Genomic DNA, 14,572 nt, shown 5'->3' with positions numbered 1-14,572 from the left:
CCAATGTGGCTGGCGGCACGTTTGAGGAGGCGTTACTGCCCCACCTTCTCCGATTCGACGACCAGGTCCAGCACATATGCGACCGACGGCCCATCGGCAGGCGGGTTCCTGACTGTGAAACGCTTCACGCGCACGACGTTACGGATGCCCGGCGTGTGCGTATAGCCTTCGATATCCTGATTCAACGGTTGCCACGGACCAGGCGTGCCGGTCGCCAGGCCCTGCTCGTCGAAGAAGCGTTCGCGCACGAGCAGACATTGCGCGTTCGGCATCAACGGATGGTTGCACGGCACGGACTGCGCCGCCACTTCAAGGAACGCTATTTGACCGGGGCTGCCGTAGCGCGTCTCGGCCGTGGGCACACCGGTAAAGCTCAGCGTGTCGCCGCTATCGGTGATCAGTTGCAGGCTCGGCGCGTTGTCCCGCGCGAGCAGGGTCACGTCGACGCTGCCACGCACACGCTGCGAGATCGCATCGTCGAGTGCGGCAAGCGCGGCATCGTGGCAGGCCATCATCGTGCTGACCATCGGGCCGATCTGCAAATGCCCTTTCCTGACGGTGTAACCCGCTCCCATGCTGTTGCAGCCATTGACGACGGTGATCCGGTACGGACTGAAGTCGAGCTGCACTGGCCTGTCTGGGCGGACGAACAGGGCATCGATGTGCGTGCCATTGCGATCGATCGCGTTCTTCAGTTGCCAGTGGTACCGCGTCAGCAGATCGGTGCCGGTCGGCGACGCCGGGTTGGCGGCCGCCGTGGTTGCCGATGGCGCCGGCGCTGTCACTTCCGGTGCCTGTGCGCAGGCGGCGAGAACGAGCGGCAGCAATAGCATGCAGTATTTCACGTCGGCACCTCGCTGAGTTCAGTGGTCGTTCCGGGCGTTTGCTCGCGTCGTCGGGCCAAGGGACGCGAGAATCAGGTCGCATGCACGAAAGCCGGAAGTGCCAGTGAAGGGTACCACCCGGCCGCATCAGGCCGGGTTTGCGCACCTGCTTAGTTCAGGCCGCGAGCATCGACTCGACGACCGACAGCATAACGCAGGTGGAAGACGTAAAAACGTCGCTCGATGCTGATCGGATTCCTCGTTACGTGGCCGAACTGCGGCCAGTGCAGCAGGCTACGCCTGGGAAATGTCACGGCCGACGGAAGGACGGGCGTGACGCCGCTTCAGCCGAGGGCGCAACATCAGATAGAAGGCGGCAACATGCGAGATCGCCAGCGTCGGCACATAGATGATCGGAATCGCGTACAAGGCGCCCAGTTCGCCTGCATGCGCGGGCAGATCGGCCGCGGTTGCGTGGTAGTAGTCGATGATCAGGTCGGCCATACCAACAAGATTGAAAGCGACGACGAACGACCAGAAAAGCGGACGTATCCGGGCCGTCATCAACGCCAGCATCGCCAGCACTCCCGTGGCGAAATCCCCATAGGCGGCGAACACGGCGAAGCTCGCGGACAGTTGCGGACCGACGACACCAGGCAACAGAAAGGCGAGCCCGAAGAAGCGGAAGCTGTGCAACGTAGCGATCGCGCGTTGCGCGTCGAACGGAGCCATCGACTTGAGCTTCGGCCACACGTAGGTGCCGAAGCACAGCAGCCAGGCGACATAGCCCAAAACGAGGTGCAACTGGAACAGAAGTCGCGGTGACATGGTGCCTCCTTGTCAAATGTTGGATGCGCAGGTCTTAGGTGTACCATCGTCTCGCGCGGGTGACTATTCCTCACAATGTTGACAGGCTATGAAGCAGAACTTCACAGTCAGGCAGGGCGCGCTCGACGGCGTCGAAGTCTTCCTCAGCGTTGCCGAGCAACGCAGTTTTCGCGGGGCCGCTGCGCAACTGGGCGTGACGCCGTCGGCCGTCAGTCAGGCGGTGCGTGTGCTCGAAGGCCGCCTCGGTGCGACGCTCTTCATCCGCACCACGCGCAGCGTCGGCTTGACCGAAGCCGGCGAGCGCTTTCTCGCTCGCGCCAAGCCCGCCTTCGAGGAACTCGTCGCCGCCAGCGAGGTGGCGCGCGGACTCGGCGAGCGACCGTCCGGCCTGTTGCGTCTTTCCGTGCCGCGTGCAGTCGTGCCGATCCTGCTGGAGCCGCTGATCGCGTCATTCTGCAAGGCCAATCCCGAGGTCGAGGTGGAAATAGCGGCCAGCAAAGAACTGATCGATCTCGCGATGGAAGGCTTCGACGCCGGCATCCGGCTCGGTCAGTTCGTCGCCGCCGACATGGTCGCGGTGCCGCTCACAGCACCGTTCCGATTTGTCGTCGTGGGAAGTCCCGACTATTTCGCGGCGCGCGGCCGCCCCGAGCAGATGGACGATCTGCGCGAGCATGCATGCATTCGCTGGCGGCGCTCCAGCGGCGCGCTCGCGTTGTGGTCGTTCAACGATAACGGCCAGCCGATCGAGATCGCCGTCTCCGGTCCTTTCATCGCCAGCGATTTTCCGAGCGTGCTGGGCGCGGCGATCGAAGGCATTGGCCTTGCTCAGCTACCCGAGCCGATGGCCGCCGAGGGGTTGCGAACGGGAAAGCTGGTGGACGTTCTGAAGGCGTACGCGCCGATGGTCCCGGGCGTGTTTCTCTACTATCCGAGCCGCCGCCAGATCATGCCGAAGCTGCGTGCGTTCATCGATCATGTGAAGAGCCGCGCGACGCGATCGATGCCTGGCGATAGTTGACGAAGTTGATGATGTCGTCGAGGAAGTTCAAAGGTCTTCGCATAGCCGTCGCTTGGACCGTACACCGAAGCAGTAACCCACGATCAGCATGCGAATCACGAGCTCCGGCGTTTCGGCAGCGAGCTGATAGGCGCGGCCATGCGAGCTTTTGTTCGTCAACGCAAGCGTTCTCAGCGCCTCCACGCTCAAGCCGCTTCCAGCTTGCTCGATCGGTCGCGTCTGTCCTGAGCCCATCATCTGCAGCAGTTTCCCAGCTTTGATCTTTTGCAATTTCATGATTCTCCAGTGTTGCCCTAACGGGCTGTAAATGACCGGAGAGAGATCGGGTGAGCACTCGACGAGCGCTGGCCGGAAGACGCCATAGGCGCTACATGGTCACAATCGCGCAAGCCGTGTGCGTGATCGGCCAGGCGCGGATTTTATGCCGATGGTGCTTCGCTCTCATGCCGCGATTTTTTCATCGTCGCCGGATCGCGCACGATGGTGACCGCGCACGGCGCGTAGGCGAGCACCTGGCGGGCGACCGAACCGATCAGCCAGCGATCGAACGGCGTATGTCCGCGATGCCCCACCACGAGATGGTCGATAGCATGCCGCTCCGCGTACAGCACGATCTCCTTTGCCGGCGGGCCGACCACGAGATCGAACTCCACGGCCCCGATCGAAGCGGCGAGCTTCGCCTTGATGTCGTCGAGAATCGCGGTGGCATGGCGCACTTCCAGATCGATCAGACTTTTTCGCTCAACTTCTATCGCACCCCAGTCCGGCGTGCGCGCGACGACGAGCACATACAAGCGCGCGTCGAAACGCTTCGCGAGATCGACCGCGAAAGCAACGGCATATTGCGCGGACGCCGACCCGTCATAACCTACCAGCACGTTCTGCATGATCTGCTCCTGTGCGGTTCAAACTTGGCCGTGACTTTGTTGGACGAAATGCATCGAGCCATTTGCGTGAACCGCGAGCGCTCCCCGACTTCACGGCGTCGGCGCGAAAGCATGTGCGATCCACTCGCGAACCTGCCGCGTGGATTGTCATGCGGACGACGTCGGCACCTGCGGTGTTGAATCAGTTGTCGTCGCTTCTGGACGGGAGGTGTTCGTGAGGCTCGGGCTCTGCCGCGTCGGCGTTAGGAAGGTCGTCTGGGGCCGGATTTTGCAGGCCCTTCGGATCGGGCTGGCGAGTCTTGCCGGCGGAAGTTTGCGCGGGGTCGAAAGAGGTGCCGGTCGGCTCAGCGGATGGATTGGAGGTCATGATGTGCTCCTGCGCTGATGAATGCAGCTTCTACCATCATAGTTCACCTAGCCGATTTGAGTGATACGCGCTGTCACGCCGGTACTACTGTCACGCCCGCCGGCTGTTTCTAGCCACGCTAACCACAGGATCGCCCCGCGCGCCTTTTGTTGCCGCTGGCGATGCACGCAAGCGGGCATACCGAGGAAAATTCCGCGTTCCGAACCACACCGAAAAGCACAGGAAGAAACGCCCGCTGGCCCTCGTGAGGACGCGGGCGGGAGTCGTAGGTTGATGGAATCCTTGCACATAGCCTTACTGCGGGCCGGCGCCCTGCTCGAAAGCACCGGACGACAACTGCCAGTCAATGGGCAACATCAGGGTCGACTAGGGGTAGTCCGATGACAGCGCCCAATGGGCCACCGTCTCGTCGTACTCGTAAGCCTTACCCTCGTTGGCCAACTGATGCACGGACTTCGTTCGGTGAATCGTTAGCCCGAAGTCACTTTCCAGTCGTGCGATGCGATCGAACCAGATCGGCATGAGCTTTCGCTCCGTTGCCCGTTGGATAACGCTTAGAGCGAAAATCCCCCTTCTCGCCGTTCGGTCGTTGCGTTGACCGCCTTGCGACGCGAAGGAACGCTGAATACGGTCTCGTCACCCGAGGGACTGTTTGATGGTTTGCCCCCCGCGCACCAGACTAGCGATAGTTCACGAAGTCGATCAGGTCATTGAGGAACCAGGGCAGAATAAGTTGCGTGTCGGAATAGCTGGTGCCGACGGTGAGTCTCGGTGGTCTTGACGTGGAGTCAGCGGACGGTGCGCCGTCTGGAGCGTGCAGAATGTAGGCGTTCGTATCGACCGCCGGCTGATTGTTCGCCGGAGTCGCTGTGCAGCCGGTAGCGAGAACGACAAGAACTGCTGCAAAGCAACGGGACTTCATGAGCGGGCCAACTCCGGCGACGTTTTCTACATTATGGCTGAACTCACTTGAATACCGGCAACGAACTGAATCCGCCATCGCACATTCAACACCGTTACCCCCAGTGCCGTCCGATGTGCGGCCGCCGACGACGATCGTCCCAGGGAGCTACACAATAGACCGAACCGCCTGAGTGCGCGACTAGGGCTCGCGCAGGTGATCGGAGAAAAACAGAAGCACTGGCGCCGCCACCTACCGGCGCTCTCGCGCGCATGGAATCTCCGAGAGTCCGTGCTGCATTTTGACGAACTGCGCCGCTGCGCCACGCTCGACGCACTTGAACAGCGTTATGGTTTTCGCCGCCTTGATGTAATCACCCGGTGGGAGCAGCAATCGCAGGGCGTATCCGGACCGCAGAGCCACGGCGAAGGAACGTGACGGCCGGATTGCTGGCGCGAATTCGCTAGACCGACGCGGATGTCGCCGGCCGGCCCCAAAGCGGTCCACCAGATCCTGCGCGAGGGTCGCCGACAATCGCGCCGGGAGCCTGGGTTGCGGACGCATTTCGACATGAAGCGTCATTCGCCCGCACCGTTGCGCGGACGTTCAGATGTTGAATCCGCCCCCAGCAAGCGGCCATTCAATTCGCGAGGACGAATTGTGCTTCATCGGCCATTGCGGTCATCCGCGTAAGCCTCAGTCCGGCATCCCGTTATGGTCGCCGAGTGGTCTAGCGGGCCAGGCCACCCAGCGGTCCGCGCGGGTAAGTTCGTGCGCTTCGTTGAGCGGGTAACGAATACGGTTGTCGTCGCGCGGACGTTCGCCGATCACCATCAGCCTGACTTCGTCCTTCGTATTGTTGATGAAGGTGTGGCAGATTCCGGTGCCTGCCGGAAACGCGACGGAATCGCCTTCAGCAATGGGATGCAGCACGCCGTCGATCCAGACATCGGGCTTGCCCTCGAGCACGTACACAAACTCCTGCTCGGTACTTTCTGCGTGCGGATATGACGTCCGCCGGCCGGGCAGAAGCCTCACATGATGAATGCCAATACGCGTAATGCCGAGTGCGGCGGAAAGCGGCGCGTCTAGCGCCATTGGCTCGGTGTCGGCGGGATAGGAATGCGCATCCGGTTCTTCGAGTTCAGTCCAGTGTTTGATGAAATCTGGTCGGCTCATCGGTTGTTCTCCTTTAGGGCGAACATCGATAATAGCGGTTTAGGAACGGACGTTAGCCGTGACTCGCGGCCAATCTCGGCCATGGCCACTTCGGCCGGTGACCCGCCGAGCGACTGGCAGGAGTGAATGGCCGCTGTAGTTGGAAGCTGCCGAATATGTGCTACTGGGTCCACCGTCGGCTCAGGGTCGACTTGCCTCCAACACCGGTCACCGGATGGGAACGCGGCTTGCTCCCGGCGCGACATCAAGGCCGCCAGCACGAACAGCGATGACCTACGGAACCTTCCCCTCTTGGCTGCACACTCTTTCAGTTGCGTGGATCGTTTTGGGCGCGATCTGTGCGGTCGCCATCGTGGTCGACGAAGTTGGACACCCGCAGAAGATGTGGATCATGAATCTCGCGTGGCCGCTGACGGCACTGTTCGGTACCGTCATCTGGGTTGCTGCCTACTACTCGTGGGGGCGCAACGCTCCGGAAGCCGGGAAGAAGAATGAGACGCAGCCGTTCGCAGCGATGGTAATGAAAGGAACCAGTCACTGCGGTGCCGGCTGTACGCTTGGCGACATCATCGTCGAATGGTCAGCTTTCGCCTTTCCCGCCTTGGCGGTCTGGTTCGGGTGGCACACGGTGTTTAACGAAAAAACGTTTGCCGTTTGGATTCCGGACTTTATCGTCGCCTTTCTGATCGGCATCGTGTTTCAGTACTTCACGATCAAACCGATGCGCGGGCTGTCAGTTGGCGCGGGTGTGCTGGCGGCGGCAAAAGCCGATATCGCCTCGATTACGGCGTGGCAGGTTGGCATGTATGGACTCATGGCCGTCATCCAGTTTCTCTGGTTCAAACCGGCTTACGGCGGTATCGCGAAAGTCGCGAGCCCGGAGTTCTGGTTCGCCATGCAGCTCGCCATGCTCGCAGGATTCGCCACCAGCTACCCCGTCAATTGGTGGCTGATCCGTTCGGGGGTGAAGGAGAAGATGTGAATCCGCAGTGCTCCAAGCTGTCGTCCTGTTCAACAACTGCTATCGCGATATCGCGCAGCGAAACGCGGTGACAATGATGGGGGTTCTGCAAGTCACGCGGTAAAGGCACTGGAATTGTTCGCGCTTTCCCCGTGCCGAGAATTCCTGATCCAGATAGCCATTACGAAGCCCATGAGAGTACTTGCCACACCGATGCGCGAGCGCGGCAAAGACCGGCACAAACGCGACATCGAAGCCTGAATTGCGCGAGCAGGGCAATAATGGTAGTTGATCGATCAGCGTTCCGGGCCACAGACAGTCAACGCGATTCGGCTTTATTCGCGTTCTGCTCGACAATGAGTTGCGGGGCCAATAGTTGGCCGACCTCCGTCCAATACCCGCACCGAACCGCGCCCGCAATCACAACTCCAGCACCGTCACCCCGACTTCAATCCGATGCGCGCCGCCGCCAAGAATCGTCCCGCGAAGCAGTGACACGTCGCTGTAATCGCGCCCGATCGCGAGCGTCACATGATCGAGATCGGCCAGCACGTCATTGGTCGGATCGAGATCGATCCAGCCGCTGGCCGGACAATGCACCGATACCCAGGCGTGCGAAGCATCCGCGCCAATCAGGCGCGGGTGTCCGGGCGGCGGATCGTTGCGCAGATAGCCGCTGACGTAGCGCGCGGGCAAACCAAGCGAGCGCAGACAGCCGATCATCACCTGCGCGAAATCCTGACACACGCCGCTCTTCAGCTCAAACGCGCGTTCGGCCGGCGTATCGAACAGCGTCGCCGACGGCTTGTACGCGAAGTCCTCGTGAATCCGATGCATCAGATCGATCGCGCCCGCGACGAGCGGCCGGCCGGGCGCGAAGCTCGGCAACGCATACGCCCGCAGCGACGGCCGTAGCGCAATATTCGGCGAAGCGAAGCAGTACTCCGCCTCGGCACGGAACGCGCCGCCCACGCGAAACCGCAGCGCCTCGGCCACCTTCTCCCAGGGCGGGGTGGCCTCGGCGTCGAGGTTGGTCCAGCGCGGGGTCAGCGCGACCGTGGTTTCGCTGACGAGTTGCAGACGCTCGTGCGGTGTATCGAGCGCGAAGTACAGCACGTCGTTGCCGAATGCGTCGATACGGCTATGCCGATACGACGGCTGCGGCTCGATCCGCTCGCTACGTGAGATCACACGCTGCCACGGACTCGCGAGCGGCCGGATCGTCGCCAGATGCTGCGCGGTTTCGACATACGTCGAGTAATGATAGGTAGTGCGATGCGAAACGGACAGCACCGTCGGCGCGTGCTTCATACCCACACCTGCGAGGCAACCGTGGTCGCGTGACTGAAATAGCGCGCGCTGATCTCATGCGCGGCCGCATTGGCGAAGCTGCCGATCTGATCGCACAGCGCAATCAGCTTGCCATACGAGCCCTGTTCGTCGACCTCGCACAGCGATTCGAGCGACGGCAGCAATTCGACGGGCGGCAGCAGCTCCGCGAACGGCCGATGCCGCACGCTGCCCGCTGCGATGGCGATCTCGTCGAGCTTGTTGCGCAGGCGCTCGTACACGCCATAAATGCCGCGCGGATTATGCGGTTCGATCACGAGCAGATCGAGCAGCGCCGGCACTTCGAAACGCCCCGGATACAGCGAGCGATACGTGAGCGTGCTGTCGAACATTTGCAGCAACAGATCGAAGCCGGCCGGCGTCGCGAGCTGGCCGTTCGTGGCGACGTCGCGCATGAACGCAGCCATCGTCGCGACGCGTTCGATATGACGCCCGACGAACAGCAGCCGCCACGCCTCATCGCGCGTCATGCGGTCACCCTGCGCGCCGCTGATCGCCGATAGCTGCACCGACAGATGCTCGAGCGCATTCGCCAGCGTCACGCGGTCGTATCGATCGAACGCATTGCCGCTGCTCGTGGCACCCGCGCCGCCGTTGCCCGCGCCCACGGCTGGCGGCAGCGCCTGCAACGCGTCCTGAAAGTCGTTGCGCGCCGCGAGGATCATGCGCCAATGATCATTCGACAAACGCCCGCGCACCTCGCCGTTCGCGCGCGCCTGGCAATTGAGGTTCTGGCTGATGCTGACACTGCCCGCGCTCTCGCCGAGATTCGCAACGAGCGCGCGCTCGAACGTCTGCGGCGACGGCAGCCCGTGCGGCGACCCGAGGTCGCCAGGCTGCACGAGGCCGCACCATGTCGCGAGTTCGACCAGCGTCGCGAACATCGCGTCGGCGTCGTTGCCTTCGAGCGAGCCGAGAATCAGCCGCAGCAGACGCACGTTGTTTTCCGCGCGCTCGCCGTAGCGGCCCGCCCAGAACAGGTTCTCCGCGGCACGGCTCGATACCGTACGATGCTTGCGCGTGAGATCGGCGGGCTGCAGCGGCGAAGGCAGCAGCGTGAACGTCGAGCTCGGCTGGCTCGACAGCACCCAGGTATCGACGCTGCTGCCGCCGTGCTGCATCGATACCGTGGTCTGACGCTCCGCGGCCATGCGCGTAAAACCGCCCGGCATCACGTGCCAGCCGCCGTTGACGTCGGCGATCGCATAGACGCGCAGCACCGACGGCCTTCCGCCGATCGTGCCGTCCTCGAAGCGCGGCGTGCAGGAAAAGCGCTGCTCCTGCTGGATCGTGAACGCGTCGGGCAACGCGTCGATGCGCTCGCGCCATGCCGCGAGCGGCTGCCTGCCCCCTTCGATGCCGGGCGGCGCGTCGCGTCCCGTGAGCGGCCAGGTCGGCACGATGAACGCGTTGTCGAGATGCGCGAACGCATGCTCGCGCGCGGCCCGTTCGCCGCACCACCAGGTCGGCACGCCGGGCAACAGCAGCTCTTCGCCGAGCAACGCTTCGGCGATACGCGGCATGAAACCGTGCAACGCCGGCGACTCGGCGAACCCCGAGCCCGGCACGTTCGACACGATCACATTGCCCGCGCGCATCACCTGCAACAGCCCCGGCACGCCGATCGTCGAATCGGCGCGCAGTTCGATCGGGTCGCAGAATGCGTCGTCGAGACGGCGCAGCACGACGTGCACGCGTTCAAGGCCGGCCAAGGTCTTCAGATAGAGCCGGTCGCCGCGCACGGTCAGATCCTTGCCTTCGACCAGCGTGACGCCGAGATAGCGCGCCAGAAACACGTGCTCGAAATAGGTTTCGCTGTACGGCCCGGGCGTGAGCAGCGCGATATGCGGTGACGCGTCGGCGCTTTCCCCGTTGCGCATCGTCGCTTGCGCGGCCTGCACGAGCGTCGCGATCAGTTGCGAATAGAGCGGCGCGAGCCGGCTCACGCGCAGCGAGCGGAACGGCTCCGCGAGGAGCGTCGACACGATCAGGCGGTTTTCAAGCGCGTAGCCGAGACCAGACGGCGCCTCGGTGCGATGCGCGATCACGCTCCACTCGCCGCCCGGCGTGCGCGCGAGATCGAGCGCGACGACCTGCAGATACTGACCGCCCGGCGGCGTGAAGCCCTTCACCGAACGCAGATAGCCCGGATGGCCGAACACCAGCGCGGGCGGCAGTTGGCCATGTTCGAGCAGCGTCCGCGGTCCGTAGATGTCGGCAACGATCGCGTTGAGCAGATGCGCGCGCTGCGCGACGCCGCGCTCGAGGTGCGCCCACTCGGCCTCGCTGATCAGGAAGGGCAGGAGGTCGAGCGCCCATGGCCGCGACTTGCCGTTGTCCGCGTAGACGTTGTAGCTGATGTCGTTGTCGCGGATCTGCCGCGCGATCGACGCGTGATGGTCCGCGAGCCGCGCCACGCCTTCTTCGTCGAGCAGCGCGAAGAACTGCCGCCACGGCTCGCGAAGCGCGCCCGACGCGTCGCGCAGCTCGTCCCAATGTCCGTCATGACCCGGCAGCAATCGCAACAGGGACGAAGCGTCCGCCGGCATGGCGGACGCTTCGAAGGGCAAAGTCGATTGAAAGGCCAAGGTCGTTTGCTATCAGTGATGCGTGTTTTTCAACTGTGGCGCAGATCGAGCGTGAACGGAAACTCGCGGCTGCGCTGCGGGCTGCCCACGGCGAGCGGCCCGGGCGTATGACCCGACGCGAAGAAGCGCGCGCGTCGCCGGCTTTCCGCCTCGTAGGCGTTGACCGGGAAGGTCTGATAGGTGCGCCCGCCCGGATGAGCGACATGATACTGGCATCCGCCGAGCGAGCGGCCGCTCCATGTGTCGACGAGGTCGAACGTGAGCGGCGCGTGTACGCCGATCGTCGGATGCAACGCCGAGGGCTGCGGCCACGCGCGAAAACGCACGCCGGCCACGTACTCGCTGACGCGGCCGGTCGGCTGCAAAGGCAGCGGCACGCCGTTGACGCTGAGCACGTGACGATTGCCGTTCAACCCGAGCGCGCGCACCTCGAGCCGTTCGACCGACGAATCGACATAGCGCACCGTGCCGCCGCTGGCGCCCTCCTCGCCCATCACGTGCCATGGTTCGAGCGCATTGCGGATCGTCAGGTCGATGCCGCTCAGCGTCATCTCGCCGACGAGCGGGAAGCGGAATTCGAAGTGCGGCGCGAACCACGCGCTATCGAAGGCGAAGCCGGCTTCGCCGAGCTCGGCGAGCACGTCGTCGAAATCCATCTTCACGAAGGTGCCGAGCAGGAAGCGATCGTGCAACTCGGTGCCCCAGCGGGTGAGCCGCTGCGTGTACGGCATGCGCCAGAATCGCGCGACCAGTGCGCGCAGCAGCAGTTGCTGCACGAGACTCATGCGCGCGTGCGGCGGCATCTCGAAGCCGCGCAGCTCCAGCAGGCCGAGGCGCCCGGTCGGGCCGTCGGGCGAATACAGCTTGTCGATGCAGAATTCGGCGCGGTGCGTGTTGCCGGTCACGTCGATCAGGACGTTGCGCAGCGCGCGGTCGATCATCCACGGCGGCAGGTTGCCGCTGTCGCGGCCGCCGAGCAGATCGACCTGGCGTTGCAGTTCGGAGAACGCGATCTCGAGTTCGTAGACCTGATCGTTGCGCGCTTCGTCGACACGCGGTGCCTGGCTCGTCGGTCCGATGAACAGCCCCGAGAACAGATACGACAGCGACGGATGGTTGTGCCAGTACGCGATCAGGCTCGCGAGCAGATCGGGCCGGCGCAGGAACGGGCTGTCGGCCGGCGTCGCGCCGCCGAGCACGAAGTGATTCCCGCCGCCGGTGCCAGTGTGGCGCCCGTCGAGCATGAACTTCTCGCTGCTCAGATAGCTGTGCGCGGCCGACTGATATAGGTACTCGGTGTGATCGACGAGTTCGTCCCAGTTCGCGGCCGGATGAATGTTGACTTCGATCACGCCAGGGTCCGGTGTCAACTGCAGCACTTTCAGCCGCGGATCGCGCGGCGGCGGATAGCCTTCGAGCACGATCTGCATCTTCAGCTCCGCGGCCGTCGCTTCGACCGCGGCGAGCAGGTCGAGATAATCGTCGAGATCGGTCAGCGGCGGCATGAATACGTGCAGCAGCGTACGGCCGCTGCCGAACGAATCGGCTTCGGCTTCCGGGCCGGCCGCGCGTTTCGGGTCGCGCGCCTCGACGCACACCGCGGTGCGCAGCGTCTCCGGCGACGACTGACCGCGCTCCGGCAGTGACGCGTCGCCGCGCTGCGGCGCATACGCGAGCACGCCGCCGTGCGGCATGCCGCTCAGCAGATCGGCCGCCGATAACGACAGCGCCGCCGCCTGCCGTGCGCTGGTCTCTTCATCGGCGATCTGCGCGCCCTCGCGCCCGCCTGCGTACTGCACGCGCAACTGCGCGGCCGTGCGCAGCGGCTCGGACGGCGCGAACGGATCGTGCGCGTGCTGATACGGATAGTCGGTCTTCGACACCCACGGCAGCGATTCGAGCGGCAGCCGGTAGCCCATCGGCGAATCGCCGGGAATCAGATACATGCGGTCGTCGCGGAAGAACCAGCGGCCCGTGATCCATGTCGGCGTGATGCCCGGCGCGCCGCGCTCGCGGCCGAGCGGCAGCACGTAGCCTGACGGACTCGCGAGCCCCGCGTCGAACACGCGCCGCAGTCGCACGCGTTCGAGCTCGTCGTCCAGACGCGCGTCGAATGGATCGACGTTGACCGGCAGGCGACGCTCGCGCCACAGGTAGTACCAGGTGTCTTCGTAGCCGGGCTGGATGCAGTCCGCGTCGAGCGACAGCTTCGCGGCCAGATGCGCGATGAAACGTTGCGCGTCGCCGGCCGTATAGCGGCCCGGCTCGCGTTCGTCGGCGAACAGCGCCGGGTTGTGCCAGCACGGCTCGCCGTCGGCGCGCCAGTACAGCGACATCGCCCAGCGCGGCAGTTGCTCGCCCGGATACCACTTGCCCTGGCCGATATGCAGGAAGCCGTTCGCGCCGTAGCGTTCGCGCAGCCGGTCCATCAGCGCGACCGCATAGCCGCGCTTGGTGGGCCCCAGCGCGTCGGTGTTCCATTCGGCGGCGTCGCGATCGCGCACCGACACGAAGGTCGGCTCGCCGCCCATGGTCAGTCGCACGTCCATGTCGGCGAGTTCGTGGTCGACCTGCGCGCCCATGTTCAGCACGTCGTTCCATGCGGCTTCGCTATACGGTTTCGTGACGCGCGGTGACTCCAGCACGCGTTCGATCGACATCGTGTGCTCGAACTCGACCTCGGATTCGTCGACCGCGCCCGAGATCGGCGCCGCACTGCCCGGCTCCGGCGTGCACGCGACCGGAATATGCCCTTCGCCCGCGAGCAGCCCCGACGTCGGGTCGAGTCCGATCCATCCCGCGCCGGGCAGATAGACCTCGCACCACGCATGCAGGTCGGTGAAGTCGACTTCGGTGCCGCTCGGACCGTCGATCGATCTGACGTCGGGCGCGAGCTGCAGCAGATAGCCGGACACGAAGCGCGCCGCGAAGCCGAGCTGCCGCAGCGTCTCGACGAGCAGCCAGCCCGAATCGCGGCACGAGCCCGATGCGTTGGTGAGCGTTTCCTCGGGCGTCTGCACGCCCGGCTCCATCCGGATCAGGTAGCGGATCCCGTGTTGCAGCCGCTGGTTCAGCGCGACGAGAAAGTTCGCGGTGCCGGCCGGCGTGCGGTCGATGCTCGCGACGAACTCGGCGAAGCGCGGCGTCATCGGCCGCTTCACGCAATAGGGCGCGAGTTCGGCCGCCAGCTCCGACGCGTAGTCGAATGGAAATTGCTCGGCCGACGGTTCGAGAAAGAAGTCGAACGGGTTGTAGACGGCCATTTCGGCGATCAGATCGACGCTCACCTTGAACTCACGCGTGCGCTCGGGAAACACGAGCCGCGCCTGATAGTTGGCGAACGCGTCCTGCTGCCAGTTGATGAAGTGACTCGCGGGTTCGACGCGCATCGAGTACGACAGGATCGGCGTACGACAATGCGGCGCGGGCCGCAGCCGCACGACCTGGGGTGACAGCGTGACCAGCCTGTCGTAGCGGTAATGAGTAACGTGATGCAACGCGACGCGTATGGACACTCCGGACTCCTCGACGAAGGGGCAGCCCGCCAAAAAAGCAAGCTCTATGCCGTTGCTGGACAAACCCGTATAAATCGTTTGGTGTTGTGTGAACTGCGTTTGCGTTGCGTACCTCGCGCCCTGCCGCGGGCTCGCGTCGGACCGTGCACCA

14 protein-coding genes are annotated in these 14,572 nt (G+C 64.1%); 3 read left to right on the top strand and 11 right to left on the bottom strand.

The genetic code is table 11. From position 1 onward, the window contains the following. Positions 1-32: 32 nt before the first annotated feature. Both HDG39_RS17240 and HDG39_RS17235 read right to left on the bottom strand, forming a co-directional pair. Positions 33-845, bottom strand: coding sequence for a DUF4377 domain-containing protein (locus HDG39_RS17240; protein WP_311666581.1), 813 nt, complete (start codon positions 843-845; stop codon positions 33-35). 273 nt (positions 846-1,118) lie between these two features. After that, a complete protein-coding gene (locus HDG39_RS17235) occupies positions 1,119-1,652 on the bottom strand; it encodes a DUF8737 domain-containing protein (RefSeq protein WP_184007116.1) in 534 nt (177 codons plus the stop codon). 88 nt (positions 1,653-1,740) lie between these two features. Here HDG39_RS17235 and HDG39_RS17230 point away from each other — a divergent pair, with 88 nt between their 5' ends. Beyond that, complete coding sequence (locus HDG39_RS17230) at positions 1,741-2,673, top strand: LysR family transcriptional regulator (protein WP_184007115.1); 933 nt, start codon at positions 1,741-1,743, stop codon at positions 2,671-2,673. A gap of 27 nt (positions 2,674-2,700) precedes the next feature. Here HDG39_RS17230 and HDG39_RS17225 read toward each other — a convergent pair whose 3' ends face one another. From HDG39_RS17225 to HDG39_RS17205, 5 genes are all read right to left on the bottom strand, one after another. Further along, positions 2,701-2,949, bottom strand: a complete 249-nt coding sequence (locus HDG39_RS17225) for a hypothetical protein (protein ID WP_184007493.1) — start codon at positions 2,947-2,949, stop codon at positions 2,701-2,703. 143 nt (positions 2,950-3,092) lie between these two features. After that, the gene (locus HDG39_RS17220) at positions 3,093-3,560 is read right to left on the bottom strand and encodes a universal stress protein (protein ID WP_184007114.1); all 468 of its coding nucleotides are present in this window, start codon (positions 3,558-3,560) and stop codon (positions 3,093-3,095) included. 181 nt (positions 3,561-3,741) lie between these two features. Further along, on the bottom strand, positions 3,742-3,927 hold the full coding sequence (locus HDG39_RS17215; protein WP_184007113.1) for a hypothetical protein: 186 nt from the start codon (positions 3,925-3,927) through the stop codon (positions 3,742-3,744). A gap of 366 nt (positions 3,928-4,293) precedes the next feature. After that, a complete protein-coding gene (locus tag HDG39_RS17210) occupies positions 4,294-4,449 on the bottom strand; it encodes a hypothetical protein (RefSeq protein ID WP_184007112.1) in 156 nt (51 codons plus the stop codon). 157 nt (positions 4,450-4,606) lie between these two features. Continuing rightward, positions 4,607-4,849: a hypothetical protein gene (locus HDG39_RS17205; protein ID WP_184007111.1), complete on the bottom strand. Its 243-nt coding sequence runs from the start codon at positions 4,847-4,849 to the stop codon at positions 4,607-4,609. Positions 4,850-5,119: 270 nt separating this feature from the next. Between HDG39_RS17205 and HDG39_RS17200 the strand changes: the two genes are divergently transcribed. Continuing rightward, positions 5,120-5,266, top strand: coding sequence for a hypothetical protein (locus HDG39_RS17200; RefSeq protein ID WP_184007110.1), 147 nt, complete (start codon positions 5,120-5,122; stop codon positions 5,264-5,266). Positions 5,267-5,524: 258 nt separating this feature from the next. On the opposite strand, the gene HDG39_RS17195 is transcribed toward HDG39_RS17200, so the two are convergent. Continuing rightward, positions 5,525-6,007 (bottom strand): cupin domain-containing protein, encoded by a 483-nt coding sequence (locus HDG39_RS17195; protein WP_184007109.1) that lies wholly within the window; start codon positions 6,005-6,007, stop codon positions 5,525-5,527. Between the two features lie 268 nt (positions 6,008-6,275). Between HDG39_RS17195 and HDG39_RS17190 the strand changes: the two genes are divergently transcribed. Beyond that, positions 6,276-6,989 carry a DUF4396 domain-containing protein gene (locus HDG39_RS17190; protein ID WP_184007108.1) on the top strand — a complete coding sequence of 238 codons (714 nt, stop codon included), beginning with the start codon at positions 6,276-6,278 and terminating at the stop codon, positions 6,987-6,989. A gap of 399 nt (positions 6,990-7,388) precedes the next feature. Here HDG39_RS17190 and HDG39_RS17185 read toward each other — a convergent pair whose 3' ends face one another. The 3 genes from HDG39_RS17185 to HDG39_RS17175 form a co-directional block, all read right to left on the bottom strand. Then, complete coding sequence (locus HDG39_RS17185) at positions 7,389-8,279, bottom strand: transglutaminase family protein (RefSeq protein WP_184007107.1); 891 nt, start codon at positions 8,277-8,279, stop codon at positions 7,389-7,391. Continuing rightward, positions 8,276-10,867: a circularly permuted type 2 ATP-grasp protein gene (locus HDG39_RS17180; RefSeq protein ID WP_260328004.1), complete on the bottom strand. Its 2,592-nt coding sequence runs from the start codon at positions 10,865-10,867 to the stop codon at positions 8,276-8,278. The genes HDG39_RS17185 and HDG39_RS17180 overlap by 4 nt, the downstream gene beginning before the upstream one ends. A gap of 68 nt (positions 10,868-10,935) precedes the next feature. Then, positions 10,936-14,421 carry a transglutaminase family protein gene (locus tag HDG39_RS17175; protein ID WP_184007105.1) on the bottom strand — a complete coding sequence of 1,162 codons (3,486 nt, stop codon included), beginning with the start codon at positions 14,419-14,421 and terminating at the stop codon, positions 10,936-10,938. Positions 14,422-14,572: the final 151 nt, after the last annotated feature.

Origin of the sequence: Paraburkholderia lebeckiae, from assembly GCF_014201005.1 — a bacterium.
Lineage (GTDB): Bacteria > Pseudomonadota > Gammaproteobacteria > Burkholderiales > Burkholderiaceae > Paraburkholderia > Paraburkholderia tuberum.
The sequence above is the reverse complement of the archived record's forward strand: the minus strand, read 5'-3'. Positions and strand labels throughout refer to the sequence as shown.

What these genes read in the sequence shown, in the direction of transcription:
- HDG39_RS17180 (WP_260328004.1), bottom strand. Translation starts at nt 10,867, where the DNA reads ATGCCGGCGGACGCTTCGTCCCTGTTGCGATTGCTGCCGGGTCATGAC.
- HDG39_RS17230 (WP_184007115.1), top strand. Translation starts at nt 1,741, where the DNA reads ATGAAGCAGAACTTCACAGTCAGGCAGGGCGCGCTCGACGGCGTCGAA.
- HDG39_RS17205 (WP_184007111.1), bottom strand. Translation starts at nt 4,849, where the DNA reads ATGAAGTCCCGTTGCTTTGCAGCAGTTCTTGTCGTTCTCGCTACCGGC.
- HDG39_RS17225 (WP_184007493.1), bottom strand. Translation starts at nt 2,949, where the DNA reads ATGAAATTGCAAAAGATCAAAGCTGGGAAACTGCTGCAGATGATGGGC.
- HDG39_RS17210 (WP_184007112.1), bottom strand. Translation starts at nt 4,449, where the DNA reads ATGCCGATCTGGTTCGATCGCATCGCACGACTGGAAAGTGACTTCGGG.
- HDG39_RS17195 (WP_184007109.1), bottom strand. Translation starts at nt 6,007, where the DNA reads ATGAGCCGACCAGATTTCATCAAACACTGGACTGAACTCGAAGAACCG.
- HDG39_RS17185 (WP_184007107.1), bottom strand. Translation starts at nt 8,279, where the DNA reads ATGAAGCACGCGCCGACGGTGCTGTCCGTTTCGCATCGCACTACCTAT.
- HDG39_RS17220 (WP_184007114.1), bottom strand. Translation starts at nt 3,560, where the DNA reads ATGCAGAACGTGCTGGTAGGTTATGACGGGTCGGCGTCCGCGCAATAT.
- HDG39_RS17190 (WP_184007108.1), top strand. Translation starts at nt 6,276, where the DNA reads ATGACCTACGGAACCTTCCCCTCTTGGCTGCACACTCTTTCAGTTGCG.
- HDG39_RS17215 (WP_184007113.1), bottom strand. Translation starts at nt 3,927, where the DNA reads ATGACCTCCAATCCATCCGCTGAGCCGACCGGCACCTCTTTCGACCCC.
- HDG39_RS17235 (WP_184007116.1), bottom strand. Translation starts at nt 1,652, where the DNA reads ATGTCACCGCGACTTCTGTTCCAGTTGCACCTCGTTTTGGGCTATGTC.